Origin of the sequence: Methylophilus sp. Leaf408 (assembly GCF_916856905.1) — a bacterium.
GTDB lineage: Bacteria > Pseudomonadota > Gammaproteobacteria > Burkholderiales > Methylophilaceae > Methylophilus.
On sequence record NZ_CAKASK010000003.1, the window covers coordinates 112,605 to 130,631 of the forward strand.

Here is an 18,027-nt window from a genome sequence, read left to right on the forward strand (position 1 = left end):
AAAATATAATCCTAATCAAGGGGGCATGATAGAAAGGTTTACATCATGCGCAAAAAATTAGTTGTCGGTAACTGGAAGCTGCATGGCAGCTTGCTGGAAAATCAGGGCCTGCTGAATCGGCTCAAACAAGAACTGCATCATCTTGAAGGTGTTGATGCGGCTGTGTGCATCCCTTATGTTTACCTATACCAGGCGCAGTCGGCCTTGCAAGGCTCCGCGATTGCCTGGGGCGCACAAAATGTCAGCCAATTTACTGAAGGCGCTTTCACCTCCTGCATCTCGGCAAAAATGGTCGCCGAATTTGGCTGCACTTACACTATCGTCGGTCACTCGGAACGTCGCGCCCTCAAATTGGAAAGTAACCAGGTAGCGACCAAACGCTTGCTGAATGCTTTGCATGCCGGACTGACGCCGATTTTCTGTGTAGGCGAAACCCTGGATGAACGCGATGGCGGCATGGCCGAATTAATTGTGCGTAACCAGATGCTGAATGTAGTGTATGGCCTCGACGATAAGGCTTTTGCGCTGGCAAAAAAACTGAATATGGTGATTGCCTATGAACCGGTATGGGCGATTGGTACCGGCGAACATGCTACGCCTGAACATGCTCAACGTATGCATGCGTTTATCCGCATGATGATTGCCGAGCGTGACCGCGAGTTTGCTGATGAGATCCGCATCCTGTATGGCGGCAGTATGGCGCCTAAAAACGCTGAAAGTCTGTTAGTGATGCCGGATATCGATGGTGGACTGCTGGGGCGTGCGGCGCTGGTTGCTGAAGATTTCGTGGATATCTGCAAAACCGCCAGCCGTTGCTACCAGCAAAAACAGGCCTTAAAGGAATCCAGCAGGTCTGCACCAGTCTATGTTGCATGATCTCTTCGTTTAAAGGCAACAAAAGTCACTTACCCAGCAAACCCTGCCAGCAATGCGGCAGGGAGATGAGTTGGCGAAAATCCTGGGAGAATAACTGGGAAGCAGTCAAATACTGTTCCGAACGTTGCCGGCGACAAGCGAAATTAGCAGCAGCATGAGAAACCTGGTCATCATTTTGGGTGACCAGCTCACGCTGGATAACCCCGCCCTGCAAGCATTCGATCCATCTCAGGATCATATTGTGATGGCAGAAGTCATGCAGGAGAGTACGCATGTCTGGTCACACCGGCAGCGGATTACCTTGTTTTTATCCGCTATGCGCCATTTTGCCGAGGCTTTGCAAGCCAGGCATTTTCCGCTTACCTATTTCAAACTCGAATCACATGATTACCCGGACCTGGCTGCAGTGTGGCGAGCCATGTTGCAGCAACATCAGCCTGAAGCTGTGCGAGTATGCGAGCCTGGTGATTGGCGGGTATTGCAGGCATTACAGGCCACAGCCAGGGAACATCATGTAGCGCTGGATGTTCCGCAGGACACGCATTATATGTGCAGTATCCCGCAGTTCCAGCGTTGGGCAGAGCAGCAAAAAGGTAGTTCTTTGCGAATGGAAAATTTTTACCGCGGCATGCGCAAAAAATACAAGTTGCTGATGAAAGGCGACGCGCCAGCCGGCGGTGAATGGAACTATGACAAGCAGAACCGGGAACACTTAGGTAAAGAAGGTCCGCAAAATTTAAAGCCATCGCCAAGGTTTGCACCCGATGCGCTTACTCAAGCGGTCATCGCCTTAGTCAAAAAACGGTTTCCCGATCATCCTGGCAAACTGGATGAGTTTCCATGGCCGGTGAAGCGTGCACAGGCACTTAAACTGCTCTCGCATTTTATCGCAGAAAAATTACCGCAGTTTGGCACTTACCAGGATGCCATGTGGCAAGACAGCCCTTATTTATGGCATTCTCTGCTGGCCTCGGCGCTCAATCTTAAACTGTTGAATCCGCGAGAAGTCATTGCCGCTGCCGAGCAGGCCTACCAGCAAGGCCAGGCGCCGCTTGCCAGTGTTGAGGGTTTTATACGGCAGGTATTGGGTTGGCGCGAATTTGTACGTGGCGTTTACTGGCTGGAAATGCCGGCATTAAAGTCAGCCAACTATTTCAAGCATGAACGTGATTTGCCAGCCTGGTTCTGGACCGGACAAACGCAGATGCAATGCCTGTCGCAATGTATAGGCCAAACCCTGGAAACCGGATATGCACACCATATCCAGCGCCTGATGGTCATAGGCCTGTTTTCAACTTTGGCTGAATTGTCGCCCCAGCAGGTCGCAGACTGGTTTTTGGCTGTCTATGTCGACGCCGTCGAGTGGGTGGAATTACCAAATGTGGCGGGCATGGCCTTGTATGCCAACGGTGGCAGATTCACCAGCAAGCCTTATGTCGCCAGTGGTGCCTATATCAAACGCATGAGTAATTATTGTGCAAACTGCCGCTATGACCCGACACTGAAAGCAGGTGAGGCTGCCTGTCCATTCACTACTTTGTATTGGGCATTTTTAATCAAGCATGAAACATTGCTGGCTGGTAATCAACGCACCCGCCTGATGGTGCAACATGTGGGCAAAATGACGGCCAGCGAACAATCTGCGATCAAGGCATTTGCCAGTCAGCGACTGAAACAAATACAGCAGTTATAAACGAGGAATTTTTCGATTCATACGATTTCATAAAACTGTCATAAATGGCTGGTCGCCAAGCGCTACAATAGTTGACATGAAAAATAACCCCTCTGTTTTATTAGACCGAGACCTCAGTATCCTCAGTTTTAATGCGCGCGTATTATCCCTGGCGCAACGCGAAGATTACCCTCTGCTGGAGCGACTGCGATTTTTATGCATTGTCTCCAATAATCTGGATGAATTTTTTGAAGTGCGCATGCCTTTGCAAATGGAAGCGCATCAGCAAGGCGTGACGCATGGCCCGGTCACCGCTACTGGTTGCGAACAAATTGCCAGCATGGCACATGCGCTGGTAGCAAAACAATATGAGTTGTTTAATGATGCGCTAATGCCAGCGCTGGCCGAGCAAGCGATACACCTGGTTTCCGGTACCGTGCGTACGCCAGAACAAATCAGTTGGGTAGCCAATTACTTCAAGCGTGAAGTGCTGCCATTTCTGATGCCAGTGTCGCTCGATCCATCCCATCCTTTCCCTCAGGTCGCTAATAAGTCGCTTAATTTTATTGTCCGCATTGAGATTGATAAAGAAGAAAAAATCGCCATCGTACGCGTGCCGCGCGTAGTGCCGCGTTTGTTGCAGTTGCCGAGTAACATTAGTAAAGGCCAGCAGTGTTTTGTATCGCTGACCAGTATTATTCGCTCAAACCTGCATGTGCTGTTTGCAGGTGCAAAAATCCTGCACTTTTCCCAGTTCCGCGTCACACGTAACAGTGACCTCGAAGTCGATGAGGATGACGTAAGTAATTTGCGCATGGCTTTGCGTGAAGAGCTTGCCCATCGCCAATACGGTAAAGCAGTGCGCCTGGAAGTCACGCATGAGTGTGATGATGCGCTGGCTGAATTCCTGCTCAAACAATTCAACCTGCCTGCATTGGCGCTTTACCGCGTGAATGGCCCGGTAAATTTGGGCCGCCTGATCCAGCTGCCGGATATGGCAAAAGGCGATCATCTCAAGTTCACCTCTTTTCAGCCACAGTGGCCTAAACACATCAATAAAAACATTCTTTTGCTGGCGCAGATGCGTGAGCGTGATTTATTGATACATCAACCTTATGAAAGCTTTGATGTAGTGATCCAGTTGCTGGAAGAAGCAGTCAAGGATGAGCATGTGCTGGCTATCCGCATGACCATTTACCGCACCGGCGCTGATCCGCGCATGCTGTCATTGCTGCAGGAAGCGGTACGCCGTGGTAAAGAAGTGCTGGTAGTGGTTGAGCTCAAAGCCCGTTTTGATGAAGAAGCCAATATCAACTGGGCAGAGGCGCTGGAATCCGTAGGCGCGCAGGTTGTGTATGGTGTGGTCGGCCTGAAAACCCATGCCAAGATGTTATTGATCATGCGTCGCGAAGGGAAAAGCATCCATCGCTACGGGCATTTGTCGACCGGAAACTACAATCCGAAAACGACACGTTTATATACCGACTGGAGCATGCTCACGGCAAATCCTGACCTGACCAGGGAAATGGAAGCCCTGTTCCGTCATTTGACCAGCGAGTTGCCCTTGCCGCGCATGCGGCATTTGCTGGTGGCACCGTTCACGCTACACGCTGGCATGATCAAGCAATTGGGTAAAGCGCAACGCTTGGCCAGGCAAGGCAAACCGGCGCGCGTGATCGCCAAGATGAATGCGTTGACCGATATTCCATTAACCGAAGCCTTGATCAAAGCTGCTGCAGCCGGTGTCGAGATTGACCTGATTATTCGAGGCGCCTGCATCTTGCCTGTAGATTTGCCCGCGCTGAAAGGCCGCATCCGGGTCCGGTCAATTGTGGGCCGCTTGCTGGAGCATTCGCGCGTGTTCTATTTCAATCTGGATGGGCAGGTCCAAATGTGGCTTTCTAGCGCTGATTGGATGAGCCGCAATATGATACGCCGTGTCGAGCTGGCGTGGCCGATCACTGACCCTAAAATGCAATTGCGCATCATGCAGGAGGGGTTGCAGTTATACCTCGATGACAACCTGGATGCCTGGCAGTTAACTGAGCAGGGTGTGTATAAAGCCGTGCGCGAATCGGCAGGTGATGCCCCATTGCAGTCTTGCCAGCAGATATTGCTAAAACAATATCATTCATTATAGGGTCTGCGAGATGGCGGTACGTAACCTGATTTTATGGCGGCATGCAGAAGCAGAAGACTTGCTGCATGGTCATTCTGACCTCGAGCGAGCCTTGACTAAAAAAGGCCACAAGCAGGCAAAGCAAATGGCGGCCTGGCTGAAGAAATACCTGCCTAAACAAACCTACGCCATGGTCAGTCCGGCATTGCGGACCCGGGAAACGGCCGCTTATTGGGCGGATGGCTGGCAGGAAGAAAACCGCCTCGCGCCTGAACGGCCTTTGCAGCCGATTTTGCAATTACTTGAGCAGAGCCCGTTTGAACACATTATGCTGGTCGGGCATCAGCCCTGGATAGGCGAACTGGCTGCCCAATGCCTGGGTATGGAAGATACGCAACTGAGTATTAAAAAAGGCGCCGTCTGGTGGTTACGGTTGCCAAAGTCCGGCCCGCCTTACAAACTCTACAGCGTGCAGTCGCCAGACTTGGTGGAGTAACCTGTCGTTATCGATCAGTTTAAGCGACTGCTCGAGGTGGTGATTTTTCGGAAACGTAAAAACTGAAAGAGGTAGCTCAACAGATATTTGAGCTACCTCTTCAATCCAGGCTGTCTGATTCGAATTTTTACAATTGAATACCCTGGAAATTACTTCTTTGGTCTGCCGGTTTTAATGGTGGGTACTGTTGCCAATGCCGCTTTCAGTTTTGTGTCATCAAGGCCAGACAGCAGTTTTAAACCGGCGCGTAGTAGTTCGCTCTTCTTAACCGCTTTGCCAGCGGCTTCCAGACGTTTCTTCAATGCAGCAATTTGTGCATATTCGTCTTTTGGCATGGTAAAGCTATCGCGTTCCATTTTGACTTTAGGTGTTTTTGATTTATCAGCTGTCACAGGTTTGCTGCTGTTCACAGCAGGTTTGCCTACTACTTTTGCCACTGGTTTTTGAGCAGCGGGCGTCGCTTTTTTAGGTGCAACAGTTGCCGGTTTTGCCGCAACTTTGGCCACCGGTTTTGCCACTGGCTTAGCTGTAGAAGCAGCCGTCGCTGGTTTGGCGGTTCCTGGTTTTACTGTTTTGCTTGATGCAGGGGTTTTAGCGGCTACTGGCTTGCTTGTTGCCGTAGGTTTGGCTGCCGGTTTAGTGGCCATGTGGATCTCCTGTTTATTTTTGCGTGAAAACAGTTTATACCGTTTTTGTTTTGCGTCAATTGTCATAAAAATTTCATATTGATATGGTGTCATAGAGGCTGTTTTCCATGACAGAATTCAACACCATCACACAGGGAGCATGAGATGCGCAGGGTATTGGTGGCAAACACCAAAGGCGGTAGCGGTAAAACGACTCTCGCCTCCAATCTTGCTGGGTATCTGGCGCAATTGGGACATAAAGTTGTACTGGAAGATATTGATCGCCAGCAATCGTCAGCATCTTGGCTGGCGCGCCGTCCACAGCATGTAGCGACTGTATTCAATGCTGAAGACCTGGGTAAATCCGCTTTGCAAAAAGCTGACTGGGTTATTACCGATTCCCCCGGTGGTTTACGCGACAAAAAAATTTCTGATGCAGTGACCGAGACCGATTTAATCCTGGTACCAATTGCACCTTCTGCTTTTGATATTGGCGCTACCCAGGACTTCCTGAGCTTGCTGGCCGAAGAAAAAGCCGTGCGCAAGCACAAGACTTTTGTCGGGCTGGTGGGCATGCGTGTGATGCCGCGTACTAAATCTGCCGAGCGCCTGCTAGCTTTTATGGATGAGACCGGCTTTGCGGTTTTGTCGATGCTGCGTTCTTCGCAGATCTATGTCACTGCGGCAGAAGAGGGGTTAAGTATTTTTGAATTGTCGGGCTCTTTAAAGGAGATCGATATTGCGCAGTGGAATCCGGTCACCGACTGGATTTTGCAGAACAGTTAGAGAGGCCTGTCGTTTCAGGCGATGAGTAAAAAAGCTGTCGACGCCGGCAGCTAGCATCAAATTAAAGGGAGTCATATGAAAGATAAGTCAAATCCAGTGTACCTGGAAAAAGTGAAACAACTCAGCCCTGATGAAGCTGAACGCGTGCTGTCACGCATGGGTGGCAAGTTGCCTAAACGATTTATCAAGGAAAAACTGACCCAGGAAGAAGCGCTTGCGTTGCAGTTGGAGATTGAAGATGAGCAACTGCAAGAGTGGCGTGAGAAAGTAGCAAAACTGCGCGAAGAAGATGAAAAACAATCGAAGAAGAAAAAGGATTAGTTTGTAGTTTTCAGTAGATGCGTACAATGCCGCATTAGCAAAACGGGCCTTTCGGCCCGTTTTTTTAACTGTATTCCGCTTCCAGTTGCCAGCCGAGTTTTTGCCAAAGCTGGCATTCTTCTTCCAGCAGGTAATGCGTTTGAGGGTGCTGGCTGACCCACTGTGCTGGCAGCGCTAGCGTAAACTGCTGTTTGTCGTGTATCAGCTGTAAATGTTTCATCACAGGCAACCGGCGTGAGTGGCAGAAAATCACTGCCAGGCGTAATGCCATCAACTGGCACACCAGGTCCTGGTTGTCGAAATCCGCAGGTAGTTTGCGCAATTTTCCTTGATGACCCAATACCAGAAGACTGATGGTGTGCAGCTCGCTTTGGGCAAACCCCATCAGCTCGGTGTTATCCAGTATATAAGCGCCATGCTTGTTACAGTCAGTATGTGAAATGGCCCAGCCGATTTCATGGCACAGTGCGGCCCATTGCAGCAGAGGTTTTTGTGTATCACAGGCTTGCATCGCATCATAAAAATGCAGGGCTACCTTGCTGACGTTCTGCGCATGCTCCAGCTCTACGCCAAACTGTTTGCACAAGCGGGCGATGGAGGCCGAACGCAAATCTTCGGTGGCATCGGCCGGGCTTAAAATGTCATACAGCACACCGTGTCGCAGCGCGCCATTGGCCACGTTCATGGTGTCTATATTCAGCGTATCGAATACCGCAGTCAGGATGGCCAGGCCACCACCGATCACCGCACGCCTGTCATCCTTCAGCCCTTCCATATTCAGGCGGTCAGGTGTTTTAGCTTTGATCAGCGTTTGCTTCAGCCATTCCAGCTGGCTACGTTCGATTTTTTCGGCAGAAAATCCTGAGCCAGCCAATACATCGGCTACGGCACCGACCGTGCCCGAAGCACCATACGCGACATCCCAGTGGCCGTTATATCGGCTGGCAATCATATCGATAATAGATTCGGCGGCGATTTCAGCCCGTTCAAAGTTACGCTCACTTAACTGGCCATCAGCAAAGTATTTTTGTGACCAGCCAACTGAGCCTAACCTGAGGGATTCTGTAACGTTGGCTTTGAAATGCTGACCAAGGATAAACTCGGTCGAGCGTCCGCCGATATCAATGACCAGGCGTTTTTCATCCGACTGCGGCAGCATGCGGCTGACACCCTGGTAGATCAGGCGTGCTTCTTCCACCCCTGAAATAATCTCAATCGGGTAACCCAATACCTTTTGCGCTTGCTTAATGAATTCAGCACTGTTAGTTGCTTCCCTCAGGGTTTGTGTCGCTACAGCGCGCACCTGTTCAGCAGGAAAGCCCTTTAAACGCTCACCAAACCGGGCCAGGCACTTCAGTCCGCGCTCTATGCCTTCAGGCTTGAGGTTACGATCTTCATCAAGATCCCCTCCCTGGCGAACGGCCTCTTTTAAATAATCCACGCGCAGAATTTGCCCGTCGACCACACGGCCAATTTCAAGCCGGAAACTGTTGGAGCCCAGGTCTATAGCTGCGAGTTGGGTGTCTTGGGTAATGTTTAGCATGCGATACCACTGAAGAAATTACTTTAGATAACGGGAAATGACCTTGGGATACTCAGGAAAATAACGTTCAATCACACTTAAATCAAAACTTCTCAAAATACTGGTATTCGATTCGCGGTCGAGTAAAAAATTGAACGAAGCCGCTACCAGTTCGGTGATAGTATTCGGCGTGCTTAATAGCTGTTTTGCATAATCGGGTTTAACGCTGACTTGATGTGTAGTAACTTGTGCCCCATGAACGGTCACTGAAAAAGAGTGTGGACTGGTTTCGGTCACCTCAATATTCGCCATCATTGCCTCCGTCATGATTTGTCTCGGTAGACAAGTCTTGCAAACAGTATAAATCGTTATATTGGCATAGGCCAGTGAAACTAATATGACGCATAACGAATATGAAAACACATGCATGAAAAAAGGCGGTTTCATCAAACTGTCACGGCTTGAAAATAAAATAAAAACAAAAAATGCATAAATCTGTCCTCATCTGTATAAGCCTGATATTAGCGCTGTGTTTTTCGCACAGTGTTTATGCTGCACGCCCTCTAGTCACCGATGACGCGCGCCTGACCAATGCCCATAGCTGCCAACTTGAAACCTGGATGCGTTCCTATGAAGGAGGGCGTGAAGCATGGGCGTTACCAGCATGTAACCTGGGCGAAAACTTAGAAATCACTTTTGGTGGCGGCGTTTATCGTAATCAGGATGAAAACTACCGCACCGAAGACTGGATAATACAATTCAAAACCTTATTCAAACCACTAGAGACTAATGGCTGGGGTGCAGGATTTGCGGCAGGCCATGTCAAGCACACAGATATCCAGCCTGGGCCCAATCAACTGGGTAATACTTATTTTTATGTGCCGGTATCTTTTTCGCTGCACGATGATGATGTGATCGTGCACCTGAATATGGGGATGTTGCGTGACAAGCAGGCTTCAGAACTTAAAGCCAGCATGGGCTTGGGAGCAGAGTTTAAGCTGGGTGGCGCATTTAAAGGCATTGCGGAAGTGTTTGGTGACAATTCGCAGAATCCGTTTTATCAGTTGGGGGTAAGGTATTCGCTGGTGCCGGAGGTGTTCCAGATTGATGGAACGATTGGGCAGCAGGTGAATGGGGATAGTGAGAGTCAGTGGTTGTCGATTGGATTGAGATGGACACCATAGGCATTTATTTTTAGGTCGTCATTCTGGCAGAGGTCAGAATCCAGGAAAGAGTTATGTTTAGTTTGGAAATAGTCGCTTTACTCTTAAATTCAAGTCAGTATTTCTTCAGATAATTACCATTCCTTTTCACTTCTCAGCGAGTTACTTTTCTTTGCTTTGGGCAAGCAAAGGAAAGCCACTCGCCTAGCGGCGAAATAAAATGCCACATAAGTTCACAATCCTTTTTCTCGACACTATCTCAATAAAACTATTTCAAAAGAATAATCCGGTTAATCTGCCCTAGTCTAAAAGCAGTCCTGCTCATCTTCCCACCCTTCAACGCCAACGGTCTGATCGGGCACGGCGGAATCCTGCTGCCATCTTCCAGCAATGTGTCATCCTCTGCCGTCGATTGCCAAACCCCACCATTCACCGGCCTGAACTGCCATCGGATATACCCAACTTTGGCACCAAGTTGCAACATTTCATCGCGATCTGGCGCTTCACTTATCAGTAAATCTTCTTCAAGTTCTTCATCATATTTGCCAAATGCCTGCTTGCAGGCCAAAGCTTCCTGGTCACTTGCACCAATATAAGTGCATGCACGGTGTTCTTCGCGCTGCACATCCCAGGCGCCCAATTGCCATGCAGCATCCAGCACCGCTTCTTCTACCACTTCCGGCTGACGCCAGCGATCATTGATCTGCAAGGCCGAGCCTGGCACCGGTTGCAGCATTGGTTTGAGCAGGGGCAAAGCCTCCATCGGCTGTTTGCGGAAGCCGTGCCAATGTAACATCAGCAACAGCGGGGTATCCGCACGCGGCACCGCAGTGAGTGTTACTGCGGTTAAGGGCAATTGCATGACCTGCATTTGCTCGATTAAAGTGTGAAAAATATTCATGATCCACTCCTTCTATTTACAAAGCCTTTTGAATAAAAAGCTAGCAAGAAGCGTGCTGAGAAAAACGCTTTAAATAGGCAAGCAACATCATGAACTGTCTTTTTAGCCACTGAATGGTGAGAGTAAATCTATGTTGTAATCGTGGGTTGGATCTCTGATTTAATTCATCCGTCATTATCCCCTCTTGAAAAACGGTTTTCTTTTCCCCATCTAATCACAAAATTTTCGTGTAACCCTGTTATTTGGAGAAATCGTTATGACGACAGCGACAGCAGAATCGCCATCTAAACAAACCATGGGCTTTCAGGCCGAGGTCAAACAATTACTGCAGTTGATGATTCATTCACTGTATAGCAACAAAGAAATCGTATTGCGTGAATTAATTTCTAATGCCTCTGATGCAGCAGATAAATTGCGCTTTGAGGCAATCTCGAATGGCAGCCTGTACGAAAATGACAGTGAGTTGAAGATCAATGTCTCTTTTGATAAAGACGCACGCACCCTGACCATTTCTGACAATGGTATTGGTATGCGCCGCGAAGAAGTGATTAATAACATCGGTACCATTGCCAAATCCGGCACCAAGGAATTCTTCCAGAACCTGACCGGCGACCAGGCCAAGGACGCCAACCTGATTGGCCAGTTTGGTGTCGGTTTCTATTCCAGTTTTATCATTGCTGACAAAGTCACACTGATTACACGCCGCGCCGGCGAGACGGAAGCCATCAAATGGGAATCAGGCGGTGAAGGCGATTTCACGATTGAAACAACGGAAAAAGCCGGGCGCGGTACCGAGGTTATCCTGCACCTGCGTGAAGGCGAAGACGAGTTCCTGAATGACTGGAAACTGAAAACCATCATCCGCAAATATTCTGACCATATCACCTTGCCTATCGTGATGAAAAAATCCGAATGGAAAGATGGCGAGAATGGCGAAGGCGGTCAGATGGTGACAACTGATGAGGATGAAACGATTAACAAGGCATCTGCTTTGTGGGCGCGCAGCAAGAGTGACATCACTGAGGAGGAATACAACGAGTTTTACAAACACGTTTCTCATGATTATGAGAGCCCGCTGGCCTATACCCACAGCCGTGTAGAAGGCAAGCAGGAATATATCTCTCTGTTGTACGTTCCGGGCAAGGCGCCGTTTGATTTGTATGACCGCGAGCGTCGCCAAGGCATCAAGCTGTATGTGAAACGCGTATTCATCATGGAAGATGCCGAAAAGCTGATGCCGCAATACCTGCGGTTTGTGCGCGGGGTGATTGACTCTGCCGATCTGCCATTAAATGTATCGCGTGAAATCCTGCAGGACAGCCGTGATGTGGAAGCGATTAAAAATGGCTCAGTGAAAAAAGTGTTGAGCTTGCTGGAAGACCTGGCGGAAAACAAGCCTGAAGATTACAGCAAGTTCTGGAGTGAGTTTGGCCGCGTATTGAAAGAAGGTCCTGGCGAAGATTTTGCCAATAAAGAAAAAATTGCCGGTCTGCTGCGTTTTGCTTCCACCCATGCGGATAACGAAGTACAGAATGTATCACTGAAAGATTACATCGGCCGTATGAAGCCTGAGCAGGAAGCGATTTATTACATCACAGCCGATACTTTTGCTGCCGCGAAGAATTCGCCGCATTTGGAAATCTTCCGCAAAAAAGGCATTGAAGTATTACTGATGTCAGACAAGGTAGATGAATGGTTGCTTGGTAGCCTAACAGAGTTTGAAGGCAAAAAACTGCAATCGATTGCCAAAGGTGATCTGGACCTCGGCAAGTTGGAAGATGAAGCAGACAAGGAAGCGCAGAAACAGGTGGAGGAAAATGCCAAAGTCCTGGTGGAGCGCATCAAGACCGCGCTTGGTGAAGCAGTGAAAGAAGTCAAAGTGACGCATCGCCTGACAGATTCACCAGCCTGCCTGGTTGCAGGCGAGCATGATCTTTCGGGTAACCTTGCACGTATCTTGAAAGCAGCCGGCCAGCAGGCGCCTGAAAGCAAGCCTATCCTGGAAGTGAACCCCGCGCATCGGTTGGTGGAAAAACTGAAAGCAGAAACCGATGATGCCCGTTTTGTCGATTACGCACATGTGTTGTTTGATCAGGCATTGCTGGCAGAAGGTGGTCAGCTGGAAGACCCTGCCAGTTTTGTGAAACGTATGAACAGCCTGATTCTGTAATCATTCGGTCAGTCCGAATCAGCGTCAGATATAAAGCCCGCAGATGCGGGCTTTATATTTTTTAAAGTTATAACAATATAATTCCAAATTATTTTTAGCTATTTAATAAGATTGGTAGATTAATAAGCCTCAACTATCGCTAAGGGGCTGAAATGCGTAACACCGTTAAATTATTACCATGGCTACTTTCCATTATGGCAGGGCATGTATATGCGACTGATGGTTATTTTGCCCATGGCTATGGAGTAAAGGGCCTGGGATTGGGTGGTGTCGGTATTGCGCTGCCGCAAGATGCGCTGGCAGCGGCAACAAACCCTGCAGGCTTAGGCATCGTCGGTGACCGTATTGATTTTGGGGTTACCTGGTTTAAACCTGACCGCGATGTCCGTCTGTCCAACACCGCCGGTGGTAGCGGCGCGCTGGATGGACGTTACGATGGTAACGATACCGAGCATTTTTTTATCCCGGAGTTTGGTTATAACCGGGTGATTAATGAACGCACCACGCTGGGCGTGAGCGTCTATGGTAATGGCGGCATGAATACCGACTATAAAGATGGTATCCCTTATTTCAATAACACAGGTAGCCGCACCGGGATTGATTACTTGCAAGTGGTCGTTGCACCAACCGCGACCTGGCGCATCAATGAGCAACATGTATTAGGGGTGTCCCTGAATCTGGCTTACCAGCGGTTTGAGGCGAAGGGCTTACAGAACTTTGATAATGCGCTTTCAAGCACCTCGCCGGGCAATGTCACCAATAACGGACATGACAACTCTTACGGCGCCGGCTTGCGGTTCGGCTGGGTTGGGCAAGTAAGTGATGCGGTGACTTTAGGTGCCACTTATCAAACAAAAACCTATGCCAGCAAGTTTGACAAATATAAAGGCTTGTTTGCGGAAGGTGGTGATATTGATATCCCTGCAAACTACGGTATTGGGATTGCCATCAAAACCACGCCTGCACTGACACTGGCAGCAGATGCGCAGAGAATCTTATATTCTGATGTGAATGCAATCGGTAATTTGTCACTGAGTAACCTTGCTTCACGATTAGGCTCATCCAGCGGCCCTGGTTTTGGCTGGCGGGATGTGACAGTTCTTAAGCTGGGTGCGCAGTATGCCTACAGTGACTCGTTGACATTACGCGCAGGCTACAACCACAGTTCACAACCGGTGCGCAGTAGCGAAACCTTGTTTAATATTCTTGCGCCAGCCGTGGTTCAGGATCACCTTACTTTAGGAGCCACCTATACCTTGCCGAATAAGTCCGAGCTTTCTTTCTTTTTCGCACATGCTTTTGAAAATAAACTGCGCGGCAATAACGCTATCCCTGCCGTGCCATTTGGCGGTGGAGAAGCGGACGTCCGCATGAACCAGAACTCTCTAGGGGTTGCTTACGGTTGGTCGCTTTAGGAGTGAGTCTTTGATTTTTGTATGACAAAACTAGCGTAAGTACGATAGTCATCAAAATTACATTTATAGTAATTTATAATAAAAGCCATGGCACCTTTCGCCGTGGCTTTTTGTCATATAGCGTAACAGCCGCTGACAGGCTTGTTTTTTGCTTTTTAAATGTAGACAATCTTCACAGTCACATCCGTTATTGAATATTCTAGGGGAAGATGCATGGCCACCAATGCCAAATCCACACGTAGCAAGACTGATAAAAAAGAAACTATCCATAACGCTGAACAATTTTTGAATGAACAATTACCGATTCCACAAGCATTACGCAACCACCTGACCTTTTCCCTGGGTAAATCTGACTCCTGGGCTACGACCCGTGACTGGTATCAAACTGCCGCCTTTACTGTACGTGATCACCTGATGAGCCGCTGGGTGACAACCCGCGATGCCTATAGAGATGCGAATACCAAACGTGTTTATTATCTTTCACTAGAGTTTCTGATCGGCCGCATGCTCTCTAATGCGGCACTGAATCTGGGCGTTGCACCGGAATTAAGCGAAGGTTTGCAGGAAATCGGCCAGCAAATGGAAGGCGTGGCCGAGATGGAACCGGATGCTGCACTGGGTAATGGCGGCTTGGGCAGACTGGCTGCTTGTTTTGTCGATTCAATGGCAACCATGGATATCCCCGCCACCGGTTACGGCATCCGTTATGACTATGGCATGTTCAGGCAAAGTATCGAAGGCGGCCAGCAGGTGGAAAACCCTGACAACTGGTTGCGCTACCAGAACATCTGGGAGGTTCAGCGTCCTGAGCATACTTGCGAAGTGAAATTTTATGGTCGTGTAGTGCAGGTGCATACAGAGCGGGGTAATGAGCGCCACTGGATAGACACCGCCAGCGTAGTGGCCATGCCTTATGATGTCCCAGTACCGGGTTATGGCACGCAAACGGTCAATAACCTGCGCTTGTGGTCTGCCAAAGCCGCTAAAGAGTTTGACCTGACATCATTTAATCAGGGTAACTACGATAAATCTGTGGAAGGCCGTCATGGGGCGGAGACCATTTCCCAGGTTCTATATCCGAATGATGCGTCTGAATCTGGTAAAGAATTACGTTTAAAACAGCAATACTTTTTTGTATCGGCCTCTACGCAAGATATCCTGCACCGGTTTATCACGCACAATCCCGATTGGGAAACCTTGCCGCAAAAGGTCGCTATCCAGTTAAACGATACACATCCTGCGATTGCCGTCGCTGAAATGATGTATCAACTGATAGATCTTTATCATCTGCCATGGGAAAAAGCATGGAATCTGGTCACTCAGATCTTCGCCTACACCAACCATACCCTGATGCCGGAAGCACTGGAAACCTGGTCAGTGGATTTGTTTTCATCACTGTTGCCACGTCACCTGGAAATCATTTACGAAATCAACCATCGCTTCCTGCAAATGGTGAACCAGCATTTCCCTGGCGACAGTGATTTGCTGAGCCGTGTTTCTATTATTGATGAGGGTAATGGCCGCCGTGTACGCATGGCGCATTTGGCTGTAGTCGGTAGTCACACTGTAAACGGGGTCGCCGCGTTACATAGCGAGTTATTGAAAACCACCTTGTTTGCCGATTTCAATAGAATCTATCCTGGCAAATTTACCAATGTGACCAACGGCATTACGCCGCGCCGCTGGCTCAACCAATGTAATCCTTTGCTGACTGAACTGTTAATCAAGCATATAGGTACCGGTTTCCAGAAAGACCTTAGCCTGATTAAAAAAATTGAGCCTTTGGCAGATGATGCCGCTTTCAGAAAAGCTTTCCGAGAAGTCAAAGCCGCCAATAAGCAAAGGCTGGCATACAAAATATTGCAGAAAACCGGCGTTGCCATTAATCCGCAGGCGATATTTGACGTGCAGATCAAGCGTATTCATGAATACAAACGTCAGTTATTGAATGTGCTGCATGTCATCACTTTGTATAATCGCATTCGCAATGGCCAGGCACACAACCAGACGCCGCGCGTGGTGATTTTTGCCGGTAAAGCCGCGCCTGGCTACTGGCTAGCCAAGCAGATCATCCGGTTGATTAATGATGTGGCGACAATTATCAATAATGACCCGGCAGTGGGCGATCAGCTAAAAGTCGTCTTCTATCCTAACTATGAAGTAAGTGCTGCTGAAATCCTATTCCCTGGCGCGGACTTATCCGAACAGATTTCCACCGCAGGTACTGAAGCCAGCGGCACCGGTAATATGAAAATGGCACTGAACGGCGCGCTGACCATAGGTACGCTGGATGGAGCTAATGTCGAAATCAAGGAAGAAGTGGGTGACGAGAATATCTTCATCTTTGGGCTGACCACACCTGAGGTGGCGCAGATTAAAGCCAGCGGTTATAACCCATGGGATTATTACAACGGCAACCCTGAACTCAAGCAGGTCATCGACATGATAGGAAACGGATTCTTTTCATTTGGCGAACGCGGCCGCTATCAGGCAATCTTGGAAACCCTGCTGCAAAAAGGTGACCATTACTTATTACTTGCAGATTATTCAGCTTATGTTGAGGCGCAAGACAAAGTGGCTGCCTTATATCAAGATGAGGATGCCTGGTCACGCGTGGCTATTTTGAATGTGGCGCGGATGGCGAAATTTTCCAGTGACCGTACCATAGGCGAATATGCGAGTCGTATCTGGAAAGTGGAACAGTTCAAAGCCTGATTCAGCTTTATAAAAGGAGCTTTTAAGCAAAGCAAGTCCTTGTGGACTTGCTTTGTGCTTTGTGGGTACACTAGAGCAGCCTTTTGGACGGAGAAGCATAATGAAAAAAACAGCCTATTTACTGGTTTTGGGTTTGATAATTACCAATGCTCAGGCACTTGACCTCAAAGGTTTGGGCGATGTCGTCAATAAAGTGAGGGGTGATTCCACAGCTGGCAATGATGCGGCCGTCAGCAATTTAACTGACAAGGAAACAAACGATGGTCTCAAGCTGGCTCTTAACCAGGGAGTGACTAAAGCCGTGGATGTGCTTGGTGCGACAGATGGCTTTCTGGGTAATAAAGAAGTGAAAATTCCGTTGCCTGATTCACTAAAGAAAATAGAGAAAGGCATGCGAATGGTCGGCATGGGGGATCAGGCCGATGATCTTGTGTTGAAAATGAACCGGGCCGCAGAGCAAGCGGTGCCAGAAGCCAAGGCCTTATTGGTTAACTCCATCAAGCAAATGAGTCTTGCGGATGTCAAAGGCATACTGACCGGTCCGCAAGATGCGGCAACGCAATATTTCAAAAAAACCACTTCAACTGACATGGCGGCAAAATTTCTGCCTATCGTACAAAAGGCAACCGCCAATGTGCAGTTGGCTGATACCTATAATAAGTATGCGGAAATGGGCAGCCAGTTTGGTGTAGTGAAAAAGGAAAACGCCAATATTAATCAGTATGTCACCCAGAAGGCTCTGGATGGTGTTTACCTAATGGTGGCGAAAGAAGAAGCCGCTATCCGCCAGGATCCGATGGGGCAGGCGAGTAACTTACTGAAAAAGGTATTTGGCGCAGCAAAGTAATTTAGTATTAGTATTCAGTCGGTTAAATAAAAACGTCGTGAGGAAACGGCGTTTTTATTTAACTGATGCGTCACTGTCTATACATCTGTCTGTAACAATTCTCTGATTTTGTGTTGACACCTCTTTCAATTCTTTGTTATAGTCTCACCTCTCGACGCAACACAAGTTTTTAGGTCGATTCGGACGCGGGATGGAGCAGTCTGGCAGCTCGTCGGGCTCATAACCCGAAGGTCACAGGTTCAAATCCTGTTCCCGCAACCAAGTAAAAATTCTGTTTAAATTTAAATTGATTTCTTTGCTTGACCGCTTAAAAAAGCTCTGTATAATGCGCACCTCGTTAACGCAAAGCGTTGATGTTGAAGGCCCTGGTGGCCCTGTTCTTTAAAAATTAGGATGAC

The 18,027-nt window shown here is 48.6% G+C and carries 16 protein-coding genes and 1 tRNA gene; 13 read left to right on the top strand and 4 right to left on the bottom strand.

What is annotated here, in order from left to right; all coding sequences use genetic code 11:
* Positions 1-45 precede the first annotated feature (45 nt).
* The 5 genes from tpiA to LPA26_RS14190 all read left to right on the top strand — a co-directional run bounded on the left by tpiA (position 46) and on the right by LPA26_RS14190 (position 5,163).
* Positions 46-876, top strand: a complete 831-nt coding sequence (gene tpiA, locus LPA26_RS14170; protein WP_229008845.1) for a triose-phosphate isomerase — start codon at positions 46-48, stop codon at positions 874-876.
* Entirely contained in the window at positions 873-1,034 is a 162-nt protein-coding gene (locus tag LPA26_RS14385) for a DUF2256 domain-containing protein (protein WP_370634388.1), read from the top strand. The genes tpiA and LPA26_RS14385 overlap by 4 nt, the downstream gene beginning before the upstream one ends.
* On the top strand, positions 1,031-2,569 hold the full coding sequence (locus LPA26_RS14180) for a cryptochrome/photolyase family protein (RefSeq protein WP_229008847.1): 1,539 nt from the start codon (positions 1,031-1,033) through the stop codon (positions 2,567-2,569). The genes LPA26_RS14385 and LPA26_RS14180 overlap by 4 nt, the downstream gene beginning before the upstream one ends.
* A 76-nt stretch (positions 2,570-2,645) precedes the next feature.
* Entirely contained in the window at positions 2,646-4,688 is a 2,043-nt protein-coding gene (gene ppk1, locus LPA26_RS14185; protein WP_229008848.1) for a polyphosphate kinase 1, read from the top strand.
* 10 nt (positions 4,689-4,698) lie between these two features.
* A complete protein-coding gene (locus LPA26_RS14190; protein ID WP_229008849.1) occupies positions 4,699-5,163 on the top strand; it encodes a histidine phosphatase family protein in 465 nt (154 codons plus the stop codon).
* 149 nt (positions 5,164-5,312) lie between these two features.
* Here the strand turns inward: LPA26_RS14190 and LPA26_RS14195 are convergent, their stop codons facing one another.
* The gene (locus LPA26_RS14195; RefSeq protein WP_229008850.1) at positions 5,313-5,810 is read right to left on the bottom strand and encodes a hypothetical protein; all 498 of its coding nucleotides are present in this window, start codon (positions 5,808-5,810) and stop codon (positions 5,313-5,315) included.
* A gap of 144 nt (positions 5,811-5,954) precedes the next feature.
* On the opposite strand from LPA26_RS14195, the gene LPA26_RS14200 reads away from it, so the two are divergent.
* Together LPA26_RS14200 and LPA26_RS14205 are read left to right on the top strand one after the other, a co-directional pair.
* Positions 5,955-6,575 (top strand): ParA family protein, encoded by a 621-nt coding sequence (locus LPA26_RS14200; RefSeq protein WP_055827473.1) that lies wholly within the window; start codon positions 5,955-5,957, stop codon positions 6,573-6,575.
* A gap of 75 nt (positions 6,576-6,650) precedes the next feature.
* Positions 6,651-6,896 (top strand): hypothetical protein, encoded by a 246-nt coding sequence (locus tag LPA26_RS14205; RefSeq protein ID WP_055827457.1) that lies wholly within the window; start codon positions 6,651-6,653, stop codon positions 6,894-6,896.
* 64 nt (positions 6,897-6,960) lie between these two features.
* Here the strand turns inward: LPA26_RS14205 and ppx are convergent, their stop codons facing one another.
* Positions 6,961-8,439, bottom strand: coding sequence for an exopolyphosphatase (gene ppx / locus LPA26_RS14210; protein WP_229008851.1), 1,479 nt, complete (start codon positions 8,437-8,439; stop codon positions 6,961-6,963).
* 18 nt (positions 8,440-8,457) lie between these two features.
* Positions 8,458-8,730 carry a hypothetical protein gene (locus LPA26_RS14215; RefSeq protein ID WP_055827443.1) on the bottom strand — a complete coding sequence of 91 codons (273 nt, stop codon included), beginning with the start codon at positions 8,728-8,730 and terminating at the stop codon, positions 8,458-8,460.
* A 173-nt stretch (positions 8,731-8,903) separates the two neighbouring features.
* On the opposite strand from LPA26_RS14215, the gene LPA26_RS14220 reads away from it, so the two are divergent.
* Positions 8,904-9,602 carry a hypothetical protein gene (locus LPA26_RS14220; protein ID WP_055827441.1) on the top strand — a complete coding sequence of 233 codons (699 nt, stop codon included), beginning with the start codon at positions 8,904-8,906 and terminating at the stop codon, positions 9,600-9,602.
* A gap of 247 nt (positions 9,603-9,849) precedes the next feature.
* Here the strand turns inward: LPA26_RS14220 and LPA26_RS14225 are convergent, their stop codons facing one another.
* Complete coding sequence (locus LPA26_RS14225) at positions 9,850-10,482, bottom strand: hypothetical protein (protein WP_055870413.1); 633 nt, start codon at positions 10,480-10,482, stop codon at positions 9,850-9,852.
* A 256-nt stretch (positions 10,483-10,738) separates the two neighbouring features.
* Here LPA26_RS14225 and htpG point away from each other — a divergent pair, with 256 nt between their 5' ends.
* From htpG to LPA26_RS14250, 5 genes are all read left to right on the top strand, one after another.
* The gene (htpG, locus tag LPA26_RS14230; protein ID WP_229008852.1) at positions 10,739-12,652 is read left to right on the top strand and encodes a molecular chaperone HtpG; all 1,914 of its coding nucleotides are present in this window, start codon (positions 10,739-10,741) and stop codon (positions 12,650-12,652) included.
* A 152-nt stretch (positions 12,653-12,804) separates the two neighbouring features.
* On the top strand, positions 12,805-14,067 hold the full coding sequence (locus LPA26_RS14235; RefSeq protein ID WP_229008853.1) for an OmpP1/FadL family transporter: 1,263 nt from the start codon (positions 12,805-12,807) through the stop codon (positions 14,065-14,067).
* Positions 14,068-14,280: 213 nt separating this feature from the next.
* Entirely contained in the window at positions 14,281-16,782 is a 2,502-nt protein-coding gene (locus tag LPA26_RS14240; protein WP_229008854.1) for a glycogen/starch/alpha-glucan phosphorylase, read from the top strand.
* A gap of 100 nt (positions 16,783-16,882) precedes the next feature.
* Positions 16,883-17,629, top strand: coding sequence for a DUF4197 domain-containing protein (locus tag LPA26_RS14245; protein WP_055827425.1), 747 nt, complete (start codon positions 16,883-16,885; stop codon positions 17,627-17,629).
* Positions 17,630-17,813: 184 nt separating this feature from the next.
* Positions 17,814-17,890 (top strand) — tRNA-Met (locus tag LPA26_RS14250).
* Positions 17,891-18,027: the final 137 nt, after the last annotated feature.

Bases quoted from the DNA above. Each gene is read 5' to 3' on its own strand.
- tpiA (WP_229008845.1), top strand. From the start codon at position 46: ATGCGCAAAAAATTAGTTGTCGGTAACTGGAAGCTGCATGGCAGCTTG.
- LPA26_RS14385 (WP_370634388.1), top strand. From the start codon at position 873: ATGATCTCTTCGTTTAAAGGCAACAAAAGTCACTTACCCAGCAAACCC.
- LPA26_RS14180 (WP_229008847.1), top strand. From the start codon at position 1,031: ATGAGAAACCTGGTCATCATTTTGGGTGACCAGCTCACGCTGGATAAC.
- ppk1 (WP_229008848.1), top strand. From the start codon at position 2,646: ATGAAAAATAACCCCTCTGTTTTATTAGACCGAGACCTCAGTATCCTC.
- LPA26_RS14190 (WP_229008849.1), top strand. From the start codon at position 4,699: ATGGCGGTACGTAACCTGATTTTATGGCGGCATGCAGAAGCAGAAGAC.
- LPA26_RS14195 (WP_229008850.1), bottom strand. From the start codon at position 5,810: ATGGCCACTAAACCGGCAGCCAAACCTACGGCAACAAGCAAGCCAGTA.
- LPA26_RS14200 (WP_055827473.1), top strand. From the start codon at position 5,955: ATGCGCAGGGTATTGGTGGCAAACACCAAAGGCGGTAGCGGTAAAACG.
- LPA26_RS14205 (WP_055827457.1), top strand. From the start codon at position 6,651: ATGAAAGATAAGTCAAATCCAGTGTACCTGGAAAAAGTGAAACAACTC.
- ppx (WP_229008851.1), bottom strand. From the start codon at position 8,439: ATGCTAAACATTACCCAAGACACCCAACTCGCAGCTATAGACCTGGGC.
- LPA26_RS14215 (WP_055827443.1), bottom strand. From the start codon at position 8,730: ATGGCGAATATTGAGGTGACCGAAACCAGTCCACACTCTTTTTCAGTG.
- LPA26_RS14220 (WP_055827441.1), top strand. From the start codon at position 8,904: ATGCATAAATCTGTCCTCATCTGTATAAGCCTGATATTAGCGCTGTGT.
- LPA26_RS14225 (WP_055870413.1), bottom strand. From the start codon at position 10,482: ATGAATATTTTTCACACTTTAATCGAGCAAATGCAGGTCATGCAATTG.
- htpG (WP_229008852.1), top strand. From the start codon at position 10,739: ATGACGACAGCGACAGCAGAATCGCCATCTAAACAAACCATGGGCTTT.
- LPA26_RS14235 (WP_229008853.1), top strand. From the start codon at position 12,805: ATGCGTAACACCGTTAAATTATTACCATGGCTACTTTCCATTATGGCA.
- LPA26_RS14240 (WP_229008854.1), top strand. From the start codon at position 14,281: ATGGCCACCAATGCCAAATCCACACGTAGCAAGACTGATAAAAAAGAA.
- LPA26_RS14245 (WP_055827425.1), top strand. From the start codon at position 16,883: ATGAAAAAAACAGCCTATTTACTGGTTTTGGGTTTGATAATTACCAAT.